At 55.8% G+C, this 12077-nt stretch carries 10 protein-coding genes; 5 read left to right on the top strand and 5 right to left on the bottom strand.

All coding sequences use genetic code 11. The features are described from left to right. Positions 1 to 2 precede the first annotated feature (2 nt). The 4 genes from ACXJGX_RS03140 to ACXJGX_RS03125 all read right to left on the bottom strand — a co-directional run bounded on the left by ACXJGX_RS03140 (position 3) and on the right by ACXJGX_RS03125 (position 3662). Complete coding sequence (locus ACXJGX_RS03140; RefSeq protein WP_474778676.1) at positions 3 to 371, bottom strand: response regulator; 369 nt, start codon at positions 369 to 371, stop codon at positions 3 to 5. After that, the gene (locus ACXJGX_RS03135) at positions 371 to 655 is read right to left on the bottom strand and encodes a hypothetical protein (protein ID WP_474778675.1); all 285 of its coding nucleotides are present in this window, start codon (positions 653 to 655) and stop codon (positions 371 to 373) included. The genes ACXJGX_RS03140 and ACXJGX_RS03135 overlap by 1 nt, the downstream gene beginning before the upstream one ends. Before the next feature lie 208 nt (positions 656 to 863). Beyond that, a complete protein-coding gene (locus ACXJGX_RS03130) occupies positions 864 to 2006 on the bottom strand; it encodes an ABC transporter substrate-binding protein (RefSeq protein ID WP_474778674.1) in 1143 nt (380 codons plus the stop codon). 114 nt (positions 2007 to 2120) lie between these two features. After that, on the bottom strand, positions 2121 to 3662 hold the full coding sequence (locus tag ACXJGX_RS03125; protein WP_474778673.1) for a phosphate ABC transporter substrate-binding/OmpA family protein: 1542 nt from the start codon (positions 3660 to 3662) through the stop codon (positions 2121 to 2123). 634 nt (positions 3663 to 4296) lie between these two features. Between ACXJGX_RS03125 and ACXJGX_RS03120 the strand changes: the two genes are divergently transcribed. The 5 genes from ACXJGX_RS03120 (at position 4297) to ACXJGX_RS03100 (ending at position 10612) form a co-directional block, all read left to right on the top strand. Then, positions 4297 to 4836: a DUF2271 domain-containing protein gene (locus ACXJGX_RS03120; RefSeq protein ID WP_474778672.1), complete on the top strand. Its 540-nt coding sequence runs from the start codon at positions 4297 to 4299 to the stop codon at positions 4834 to 4836. A gap of 6 nt (positions 4837 to 4842) precedes the next feature. Further along, a complete protein-coding gene (locus tag ACXJGX_RS03115; protein ID WP_474778671.1) occupies positions 4843 to 7023 on the top strand; it encodes a PepSY domain-containing protein in 2181 nt (726 codons plus the stop codon). Positions 7024 to 7064: 41 nt separating this feature from the next. Continuing rightward, positions 7065 to 8447, top strand: coding sequence for an ankyrin repeat domain-containing protein (locus ACXJGX_RS03110; protein ID WP_474778670.1), 1383 nt, complete (start codon positions 7065 to 7067; stop codon positions 8445 to 8447). 42 nt (positions 8448 to 8489) lie between these two features. Further along, on the top strand, positions 8490 to 9452 hold the full coding sequence (locus ACXJGX_RS03105) for an FAD:protein FMN transferase (protein ID WP_474778669.1): 963 nt from the start codon (positions 8490 to 8492) through the stop codon (positions 9450 to 9452). Between the two features lie 104 nt (positions 9453 to 9556). Beyond that, positions 9557 to 10612, top strand: coding sequence for a hypothetical protein (locus ACXJGX_RS03100; RefSeq protein WP_474778668.1), 1056 nt, complete (start codon positions 9557 to 9559; stop codon positions 10610 to 10612). 77 nt (positions 10613 to 10689) lie between these two features. Here ACXJGX_RS03100 and proB read toward each other — a convergent pair whose 3' ends face one another. Continuing rightward, on the bottom strand, positions 10690 to 11850 hold the full coding sequence (gene proB, locus ACXJGX_RS03095) for a glutamate 5-kinase (protein ID WP_474778667.1): 1161 nt from the start codon (positions 11848 to 11850) through the stop codon (positions 10690 to 10692). Positions 11851 to 12077: the final 227 nt, after the last annotated feature.

Below are 12077 nucleotides of genomic sequence, written 5' to 3'. Positions count from 1 at the left end.
TATTACGCTCCTGTCAGGCGACGAATGACGGAAATTAGTGAATCGTCGTTGAACGGTTTGACGATCCAACCTGTTGCGCCGGATTTGCGCGCCCGTTCTTTGAGCGCGGCACCGCTTTCAGTGGTGAGAACCAAAATCGGGACGGCACGGTTTTTATTGCCGCCACGAATATCCTCGATCACGCCAAAGCCGTCTTTGTTGGGCATGTTCACGTCCGTAATGACAAGGTCTGCATGTTCATCTTGGAACTTTTTGACCCCATCAACGCCGTCGACAGCTGTCGATACTTCGAAACCGGCACCTTCAAGTGCCATGGTCAACAGGTTGCGGATGGTGCGCGAGTCGTCGATTGCCAGAATGCGTGTGGTCATCAAGCAGTGCCCTCGTTTTCTATGAGATCAGACAAACCAAGTGTCGCGAACCCATCTGTAATCGGGGGCGTCATATTGATGAGCTTGAATGTGATATTGTTAGCGGCCCATGCGCATTGGGCCATTTTGATGGTTTGCGCTGCGAGTCCGTTGAGCCGTTCGACCGCCGCACAGTTCAATGCGACGGGTTGATCCACTGCGCCCCGCAGAAAGCTATGGAGCCTCTGACAGTCCTCATGCGCCATTGTCGGTGGCATATCAAATGTCGTGAAATTCTGGGTCATAGTCTTGCCAGTCTTGTCATGGAAACGGGACATCCTTCGTTTGGCGATGAAGGGAGTTATGACGTGCGGCCTATTAATTTGGCGTAAACACGCAAAGGTTCTGCCGGAACATGGCCGTGGGAATCCAAAATTTTGCATAAAAAAAGCGACCGATCCGGGGGATCAGTCGCTTTGCGTGTTTAAGCCCATTTACGACGGGGCGTTGCGCTTACATGGGTTCGAAAAAACCATCAGGCAAAAGACGCGTCATAAAGATCGTGTCGATTCCCTGGTTGTCGTCCGGCCCAAGGGAAATTTCGATCCCACCCAGATCGAAGGTCCCCAGACCCGCATAAGCTTGCAAAAAGCTCTCTCGGGTCGGGGTGTCGCCCGCGTTTTTAAGAGCCTCGATCGTGACGCGACCCACCATGTACCCTTCAAGAGAAACAAAGCCGAACAGCGCGTTCACGTCATTGGCCACCAATGCATCTTGGTAGTCCGCCACAATCTGCACCGAATTATCCCATGGAAATGGCACAACTTGGCTAATCACCACGCCCGCACCTTCGGGCCATAGTTCGTCGGCCAGTGCCTGCGAGCCGACAAAAGAGATCGTGACGAACTCTGGCGTAAACTCGTAAGAGCGCGACAGTTTGATGAATTCGCCAATGGGCTTGTACGCCCCGACCATGACGACGGCTTCTGGGTTCGAATCGCGGATCGCAAGCAGCGCGTCCTTTACGTCAGTGGTGTTGCGCGTATACGTTCCTTCGGCGACAAGCGTCATGTTGCGCGCGGTCATTGCTTTGTTCACGCCGCTGAGGCCAGCCTGGCCAAAGCTGTCATCTTGGTACAGAATCGCGATCCGGGTGAGGCCCATATTGTCGACCAAATGCGCGATCCATTGTTCGGTTTCCGCATCATAGCTGCCACGGATGTTGAACACGTTGCCAAGGCTGGCATTGCGCAGAAAGCCTGCGCCGGTGAAGGCACCAACCATCGGGAACTGGGCTTCGGTTGCGATCGGTTGCAAAACGCTGGCCGTGGGGGTACCGACGCTGCCGATCAGGGCAAAGTGCTTGTCCTCTGCGATCATTTGATTGATCGCAGCTGTTGAGCGATCAGGTTCGTATCCGTCATCCCAGCTATCAAGCGACAGCATCCGCCCGTTGACGCCGCCATTGCGATTGACTTCGTCAAAGGCGGCCAACAGGCCTTCCTTCATCCCAAGCCCAAGCTGCGCGGCGGGGCCATCCAACGCCGCGATTTGACCGAACTGTACAGTGTCGTTTGTGACGCCGCCATCGGCCAAGGTCATCTGAGGTATTGCGAGGGCAACAAGCGCCGACAACAATTTCGCTCTTAGTTTCATAATAAATCTCCAAAGTGCCTGTCACGCGGGGTGTCAAGGCGGGGACCGGTTTGTCCCGGATGAAATTGGGTTTCCCAAGTGAGCGACATGGCCCACTTGGGAAAGAACGGGCGGTTACGCAGGTGTTCGTACCCAGATTTCGACCCGGCGGTTTACACGCTTACCTTCGAGTGTGTCATTACATGCCGCTGGCGATAGTTCCCCAAAGCCTTTGACTTGCATGTTGATGTTTGACAGTTGGTCACCCGCAGCAGCCTGAATTTCGGCCAGGACTTGTTCGGCGCGGCCAACGGAAAGCTGTTGGTTGGAACCAAAAGCACCATCGCCATCGGTGAAGCCGACAACCGACATTTCTGTGCCTTCCGGTTGTTCCTTCAGGTAGTCGATCAGGCGCGCAAGGTCGGACTGACCTTTGCCGTCAAGGCGTGCAGACCCGGATGCAAAGCGGAAGGTTGTGGACAGACGGTTCCATTCAAACATGTCGAGCAGCATTTCGCGCGCCAAACCAAATTCAAAGGGATCAACGGCGTTCTGAAGAACCGAACGGACGCGGCCACCCTGCTGGTCTTGTGGAACTTCTGCGATCGAAAGATCGAACAGGCCAGACTTTGTGACAGCCTCGTCTGCACCGGGTGACTTCGCAAAATCAATGAACGCACGTGTTGTTGCGTCAACGTTGTCGGCACGGTTGTAAAGGTACAGGCGACGCTGCAACGGGTATTCTTCGGTCTTTGCGTTGAACGCCGTTGGGCGCGACGTGATCCCGCATGACCCTTCCAGGGCGACCGCGCGTGTCCCGCGTTCAAACGCCGTCGGGATAAAGCCGATTGCTGTCGGGTCGTTCCGGACCGCACTGGACATGTTATCATATGATGACGCCACGACAGCGGTATCCAGCATTGTCCGACCGGAGGCTTCGAAAATGACAGATTCAAGAACCGCTTGCGTGCCAGAGCCGTCATCGCTGCGGTAAACTGTAATCGGCATGTCAGGGCCGCCGATTTCGGACCAATTTGTCACACGACCGCTAAAGATTCCGTCCAGATTTTGGATCGAGATCGTCGTAATAGGGTTCTCTGGGTGGACAATAACCGAAATGCTATCCACAGCGACGATATGCTCTTGGTCAACTTCGATCATATTGCCTGCACCAAAGTTGCGCAACTGGCGCGCTTCGGCGGGTTCGATCCGGCGCGTCGCCAGACCAATTTTGACGCTGGGGTCACGCAGCGCGGCAAATGCACCGGCGGTGTCTGTCGATGCGACACTGAACGACCCAATCGGGTCGCCAAAGCCGCCTTCGGCAACCAGTAAGGACGTGACGATATTGCCGTCTTGATCTTGCGATTCGATGACGCCGTTCATTGATGTGGCAAAGCCTTCGACCAGGAATGGCATCAGACCTTCGGCAATGGTGTCAGACCCGACCATGACGACGTCAGATGCAGGCGCATCAAAGCGTGGACATGCATCGCCCGAACACTGCACGCGGCCGGCTTTGATCTGCAAACGGCCAAGCGCCGTTTCAACCACGTATGCGTCGTCTGTAAATTCTATGAAATTACCAACGATGTTAATTGCACCATCATTGGATGTCAGGGTGATCTCTTGCGAATATGCTGCAAGGGGTGAGATCGCTGTGCTGGCGATAGCCACTGCAAACAGTGTCTTCCTTGCTTGCTTATAATCTCGAATTGCCAACCTAATTTCTCCTATGATTCTCTGTGTTTGGGATGTTTATTCACGCGTTGATTGCGCGGATTTCCGCCTTCAACCTTGACGACATATTAAGCCCATTCTTGGGCAAAATAGGGACATGTTTCCGAATTCATCGCTGCTACATCGCGAATGCGCCACTATTTTGCCATAAAATAAACTGCACGCAGTTGACGAAGGCGAGTGCCGCTGACTTGATGCATCACGTTGTTATCGAACATTAAATTTATCTTTCATATGCCGGGTTTGGGTTCAAGCATCTTTGACGCTGCGCGTTCGCTACCCGACATGCTTGCCCGGCGCCGGCCACCCCTGCACCTTATTGCGTCAAAATTTGATTTTCGGCGGCTTTATTCAGCATTTTTATGACGACACGATGAATGCGCGCCGCCTTTGTTCGGGCTGTTGGACCGCGCGGCATGGGCCTTGGGCGACCAGACCATACTGCACAAAAGCATGGTTACCCTCTTTACCTTACAAAAACTATCAACTAATAAATCCCAAGCCAAAGCGTGCAGCGACGCACCGTCTTCGAGCCAATCCCGTAAAATAACTAACGTAATTGGAGACGACTTTGCGTTCTCAAGATTCTTATGTCCTGCCACGTACGCAGGCCATCCATTCGTTTGGCCTGCGTACGTTTTTGAAAAGCACGTCAACGGTGCTCGCCTTGGGCGCTGTTCTTTCGGCCGGTCAGGTTGCGGCAGACGAGGCGACGTTCCTTGTCCAGCTTAACGACTACGCCGGCGATGACGCCTATTTTTCGCTTTACCTTGTTGACCCCAGCAACCGCTTTGTCCGCACGTTGTGGGTTTCTGGCGACGAAGAGCGTTGGTATCCTGATCAGCCGCGTTGGTGGAAATATGTGGGGCGCGCCCAAGAAAATCTTTTGGCTGTTACGGGTGCGTCAACGGCACCGGGTGACCGCACTGTCATTCGCATCGACCTTGAACCCGAGGTGATGGATGCGGGGTATTCGGTCCGGATCGATACGTCTGTCGAGGACCAGCAAAATCATCCCACGGACGTCGAGGTCGCGCTGACCCCCGAGGCACAGGGCGAAAAGATTCCGGGCACCGGCTACGTGCGGTATCTGCGCTACAAGTGGGACTAAATTCCAATGTGGCGTAGCATTCATTCACTGATCGGTCTGACACTGTCGTTGCTTGTCATGGTTCTGTCGGTCAGCGGCACCGTCTTGGCGACCCAGCCGGTTTATGACCGTGTTATGTCCGATGGCGGCGCAGGCAATTTGTCTGTCGCCGACATGCTGCGCCACGTCGCTGCTGCAAATCCGGGTATCGCAGGCGAACGTCTAAAGCGCGACGCGTCAGGACAGTATAAACTGACCTTTGCACAGAATAACCGGAGGCAGGAGCGCTTTGTTGATCCTGCGACTGGGGCATTTTTACCTGAACGCAAAGAACCGGCGCTTTATACCTTTATGCGCGATCTGCACAGGTCGTTCACCTTGGGCGAAGGCGGGCGCATTTTGTCTGCCATCGGTGCGATTGCGATGGCATTCCTGACCATCACCGGCTTTGCGCTGTTCTTGCGGCGCATGGGCGGTTTGCGGCAATTATTGACACCCATTCAGGGGCGCGGGGCGGACGCACTGCATGCGATCGTCGGTCGGTTGCTGTTTATCCCGCTTTTGATCACTGCCGTGACCGCCATGTGGCTTTCTGCGGTGACGTTCGACCTGATCCCTGCGGGGGCGGGGCGCGCGCCAGCGTATCCGGAAAGCGTTGAGGAACGCGACCCTGTGGCGCCTTGGGACCTGCAAGGGCTGCAATCCGTTGCTTTGTCGGAAGCCGAAGAAGTCGTGTTTCCCATTCCTGACGACTGGTTTGATGTGTGGGCCATAAAGACGGATGCTGCGTATATCTTTTTCGACCAGTTTACAGGGGCAGAACTGTCGCGCGACCCGCTGCCAGTGTCGGGCCGTATTATGGGTTTTGTCACGCTTTTGCACACAGCCGAAGGCGTTTGGCCGTGGGCGATTGTGCTGTTTGTCTCGTCGCTGGGCGTGCCGTTTTTCACCGTCACCGGCATCTTGGTGTGGTGGCGTAATCGGCGCCAAGGCCGCGGGCGCATCCGCAATAATGCATCTGCGGGCGCAGCCAAGGTTGTGATCCTTGTCGGCTCTGAGGGGAATGCGACATGGGGCTTTGGCAAGGCGCTGCACGCTGCGTTCCATGCACAAGGCTGGCCCGTACGCCTGTGTGCGATGAACGACTTGCGCCGCGAACTGCCCAAGGCCGAATACCTGCTTGTGCTTGCTGCGACATACGGCGATGGCGATGCACCAAAATCGGCCAGCCGCTTTTTGACCCTGCTCGCACGGTTCAAGACGGCGGGTGTTGCACACGCAACCCTTGCGTTTGGTGATAAAGCGTTTCCCGATTTTTGCGGGTACGCGCACCGCGTCGATACGGCGATGACGGAAAAACTGGGCGCTCCCATCATGCCTGTGTGTGAAATTGACAAACAATCGGCGCAATCATTTCGGGACTGGTGTCGCCAGTTGTCAGCTGCGCTGGGCCTTTCGCTGGACGCGCATTACGAACCCAAGCGTCCGAAAACAAAAACCCTGCGTCTGGTCCGCCGCGAGATCTTCGGTGCTTCGATCGGTGCAACAACCGCGGTGCTGCGGTTCGCGGCCAAAAGGCTGCCGGCGCATCGCCCGGGCGACTTGGTACACATTTATCCGCCAAACAGCACTGTGCCGCGGCTCTATTCATTGGGATCCAGTTCGCGCGTCGACGGGTTCCTCGAAATTGTGGTGCGCCGTGTCGATGGCGGTCAATGCTCTGGTTGGCTGTGTGATCTGGACATCGGCGATGAAATCGACGTTGCGATTGCGCGCAACGAAAGGTTCCAGATGCCGCAACGCCGTCCGGTCGTCTTGATTGGGGCAGGGACCGGCATCGCGCCTTTTACGGGAATGATCCGGCATAACGCACCGCGGCGCAGCGTCGATCTGTATTGGGGCGGACGCGACCCGCACCAAGATGCGCTTTATGCGGGCGACATCAAGGATTGGCTGCAGGCCAAACGCCTGCGCCGTTTTGGTCCGGCGTGGTCGCGCGGCGACACTGGTGCTTATGTGCAAGATCGCATTCGCGATGACCGCACCCACCTTATCGACCGCCTCCAAGCGGGCGCCACGATCATGGTCTGCGGCGGCACCGCAATGGCCACTGCCGTGCGCAACGAAATTGACATTCTGGCCGCCGAAATTGGGCTTTCCGTGCAGGAACTGAAACGCCGCAATCGCTACCTCGAAGATGTCTATTAACCGGCAATTGCCGGATGTCACCAACCCCGAAAGGAAATGCAATGCGCTTTCAAATTAAATCAACTCTGGCCGCTCTGGCTCTTTCTGTCAGCACCCTCGCGCTGCCGGCCCATGCCGAAAACCTGCTGCTGGATTCCGACTTCTGGGAACAGGCTGATCTTGCTGCTGTCCAAGCGGCAGTTGCTGCGGGCGCAGACCCTGTGGAACTTGGCGATGGCAATTACACACCGTTGGTCCGTGCGCTGCGTGGCGGTGCCGCGATCGAGATCATTGATTATCTTGTGGCGCAAGGCGCCGATGTGAACCGTCCCAGCCATGATGGTCGCCCAGCGCTATTTTGGGCGGGCCGCTATGGCGATCTGGCGACCGTGCAGCGCATCGTTGATCTGGGTGCGGATGTCACCATCACCGAAACATCCGGACGCAACGCGCTGGGTTTCGCGGCGTTTGGTCAAAAAGACAAAGCGGTGTTTGAATATCTGGTATCGGTTGGGCTTGACCCGAACGCGACCGACGATTCAGGCCGCAACGCGGCGCTGGCGGCTGCAGGGCAGAATACAGACCTTGCGACTGTCGAATACCTTGCGCAGATCGCCGATATTTCTGCGCGTACCACAAACGGCGCTGACGCATTTATGGTCGCGGCGGAACGCAATACCAACCTTGATGTGATCAAAGCGATGATGGCGCTGTCCGACGATGTTCATGCGGTGACCGCTGATGATGGATCTGACGCGCTGTTGCTTGCTGCGGTGCGCAATGACAGCGTCGATGTGTTCAATTTCCTGATGGAAAACGGCTTTAGCGCTGATGCGACAACATCCGACGGTCGCTCGGCGTTATCTGTTGCCGCCTACCGCAACAGCGCGGACATCGTGCAACTGTTCTTGGACGCTGGCAATGACGTCAACGGTGTAGACGCCGATGGCAAAACACCGTTGTTCTACGCCGCGGAACGCAACACGCCCGAGGTTGTCGCGCAATTGCTTGCCGCGGGCGCATTGGTCAACGTGACCGACACCGACGGTAATACACCACTGTTGATTGCAACAGGGCGTGACCGTTCCGGCGCAGAAGAGATCATTGCAGCCTTCATGGCCGCCGGCGCGGATGCCACAGTGACGAACACCGCAGGCGTCAACACTGTGCTGGCCGCGACAGATATTGGTCATTCGATTGATATCATTACATCACTTGTTGCGGCGGGCGCTGATGTGAACACTGTAGACGGTGAAATGATGTCTCCGCTGATGCATGTAGCATTAAAAGGCACAGACCCTGCGGTCGTCGCTTATCTGCTTAGCGTCGGCGCTGATGCAACAGTCAGCGATGATTTTGGCGACACCGCAGCCGATATGGTTGCTGAAAATGACAACCTCGTAGGCACCGAAGCAGAGACGCTTTTGGTGACTGCGGTAAACTAGGCGAGACCCCCGCGCCGACACACGGGGCGGGGGGACACACCAATGACCAATCAAAACACCGATATGCACCACGCAAAAGGCACCGTCATGGGGGGGGCATGGCAGCTGTACCACATACCAGTTGCCGGTATTTGTTGTGACGATGTGGCGACAGCCGCGCTGGGCGCCTTGCAACAGGTTGATGCGCAGATGTCGACCTATCGCGCGGACAGTGACGTGATGCGCGTGAACGCCGGACCGTTGGGCGCGTTCCTGTCAATTCCCGCTGATATGCACACAGTGATGGCCTGCGCGGATCGGTACGCGCGCGCATCTGACGGCGCGATAAATATTGGGCTGGGCAAGCTGGTGAACAGATGGGGGTTTGGTCCGGATGCGGCGCCCGACACGCGACCGGATGCGCAGGAAACCTACGCCGAAGCGGCACGTGCTGCCTTGGGCAGCTTTGCGCTGCGGGCAGATCCGCCGGCGGTGTTGAAACACGCCGATGTTGCGCTTGACCTCTGCGCGCTGGCCAAAGGATTTGCGGTTGATAAAGCAGCCCAAGCCGTAAGGTCATTGGGCATCACCAACTTTTTGATCGAGGCATCCGGAGAAATCATCGGCTGCGGATGCGGGCCTGATGACACACCCTGGACAGTGGGGGTGGAGCTTCCGGTGCCGGGCAACGACCGGATCGTCTTTGACGAAATTTGTTTGAACAACATGGCCGTTGCGACGACAGGAGGGCATCGAAATCGGCGCCGCATCGGCGGGCACGATGTATCACACACGATTAACCCGATCACGGGCGCACCATTGGAAGGCGACCTGCTGTCCGTGACCGTTCTGCACCCTGCTTGCATGGATGCTGACGCGCTTGCCACTGTCCTTTATGTTTTGGGGGCCGATAGGGGGCCGCAATTTGCCGACGACAATCACATCGCGGCGCTATTTCTGATCCGTGAACCTGAAGGTTTGCGCGAAATCAGATCCGAGGCGTTTGTCGCGACGACGCGGCGCTAACGCACGTTACGCAGTCAGCAGCCGCCAGCCAAAAATACAAAAACCTGCCAAAAAGGCAAAACATATGCGGGGCTGACCTGCGTCGCATATATGCGAGGGACAAAATGAAATTACTATCCGCTGTTTACAGCGCAACGATCCCGCTTGCGCTGGCCGCATCGGCACATGCTGCGGCGTTTGAATTGGACACAGAAGGCAAAGTGACCTTTGGCTTCAATGACCGACTTGAAAACCATACCTATCTTGAAGGTGAATTCGAAATTGAGGTGGGCCAAACCTTTGACAATGGATTTGGTTGGGCGCTGTCCTACGAAGTCGAGGCAGACAAGCTGAATTGGCGCGAAGACGAAGTCGATTATGACGACGCGGTTTTACTGTCGTTCACGACCCCTGTCGGGACGCTGGCCTATGGTGACATGAATAAAAAAGGCGCATCAGAGCTTTTCTACACCGATATTGACGGCATGGACATTGATGTCGTGCGCTACAAAGACGGCTATCCAAGCTTGCGTTGGCGTGGCGATACCGGTGGGGCATTTCGCTATGCGGTGTCCGCACGAAATCTGATGAATGACGATGACGATGAAATTTCGGTTGGCATCGGCTATGACACTGACCGCTATGAAGTTGGCCTTGCGTGGGACAACGGGTCAGCGGAACAAGACGAAGCCATTGCAGCGACCGTCGCCATCACCGCGCAGCACGGCGGTGCAGAAACAACATACACCGTGTCACATATCGAAAAAACCGACGCCAATGCATCAGGTCTAAGCGTCGAGGTCGCGTTTGCATTTGGGCTGACCGTTGAAGCATCCTATGGGTTCAATCACGCAGAAGATGTCGCAGATGGTTTTGGCATCGACGTCGCGTACGAAAACGGACCGTGGGCCACAGAAGCGTCATATGCATTCGACGGCGAACAGGACGAATACGACATCGCGGTCGCGTATCATCTGGCGGATTTTGCCCCCAAGGGAACGACGCTCTATGCCGGATATACCTATGAGGAAGGGTCTGCTGAAGACATCGGGTACTACGCGGGTGCCGGGTTTGGCATCGCCGATAACACAGTGTTGGGCGTTGCTTATTCCGAAACGACAGAAGGTGGCGACCTTGCGGTTCAACCCGGTTGGTCAACCATGTTGAGTGTCGCGTTTTGATCCCGTCAGGGCGCGATTAACCCACCACACCCTGACGTCGTGTGCGCGACGTCAGGGTTGCAGGGCAAGGGGACCAACTACACCGGAACCACAAGTTTTTGATCATCTTCTGGTGCAAGCAGCGGCAGGTGGCTGTCGTCAAGAACCAACGTGTTTTCGACGCCGATGATGTCACTTTTCGTCTTGTACCCGATCACATTCTCGACCGGCATATCCAGATGACGCGCCAATAGCATTGTTTCTTCAGACGAGAAATTCGTCAGCCCCCGCGCGACCTCTTCGCCGACCTCATTGTAAACGTGCAGTACATCACCTTTGACAAAGCTGCCTTGGATCGAAATGATATCCCCTCTGGTAATCCCGCAGTTCCCTGCGATCACGGATGCGGCCACGTCATTCGACACAACCAGGGTCCCGGCGACTTGCAAGCGGTTGCTTAGCCAAACCTTCAGTGGCGACGCGGTTTCACCCGTAACCAGACACCGTGTATAACGGCGTTCGTTTTTTAACACAGACGAAACCGGCCGTTCGATGATTCCCTCGGCGATGATTGTCTCGACCCCGGCGTTTTGGGCCATGTTGGCGGCCTGCATCTTGGTTAACATGCCACCACTGCCCAGCGCACTGATGCTTGTGGTCGATTCCAGATGTTCGCTGACATCTTCGATTTCTTCAATAAACACTGCGTCCGGGTCTGACGGATCCCGGTCATACAGGCCTTCGACACTGGTCAATATCACCAACAGATCGGCCTGAACCATCTGCGCGACTTTTGCGGAAAGACGGTCATTGTCGCCCACGCGCAAGTCATGCGTCGCGACAGAGTCATTTTCATTGATAATCGGCACGATGTCGTTTTCGAACAGCCGCATCATGGTGTTCTTGATGTTCAAGAAACGGCGACGATCTTCCATATCTTCGACCGTCACCAGCATTTGGGCGACGTCCATGTCGTGCTCTGATGCCAACTGACGGTATGCATTCATTAACAACGGTTGGCCGCAGGCTGCTGCTGCCTGCTTGTCAAGAATACCGGCCTCTTCCGGCCGCTTCCCGACCATATTCAACCCAAGTGCCACAGATCCGGACGACGTCAATATGATGTCGTGACCTTCCTTTTGCAGTTGCGCAAGATCACTCAGCAGGCCATTCATGAATGCGTAGCGTAAAGTGAGCTTGTCGCTGTTTGCGAGCAGGCTTGATCCAATCTTTACGACGATCTTCTTTTTCTTCGGCATGTGCTTCTCCGCTATCTATTTGTTTCATAACACTTAAATGTGAACGATTTGCGCGCGTCGGCGCTGATCTGGAACACTTTTAAACGCATCCCCGACGTCCATTGGGCGGGGTTCGAGGTGATTTGGGCCACTCTTATCACCTAACGGACGGAAATGCCCCCCTGATTCCTGTTCAAAAAATCGTGGACGCCCGGACGGTGCCACCAATCGTGCGCAGCAATGGCCGC

The organism is Yoonia sp. SWMV100 (assembly GCF_056108365.1).
Note: the sequence above shows the minus strand (reverse complement) of the source record. Positions and strands in the feature narration are given on the sequence as shown.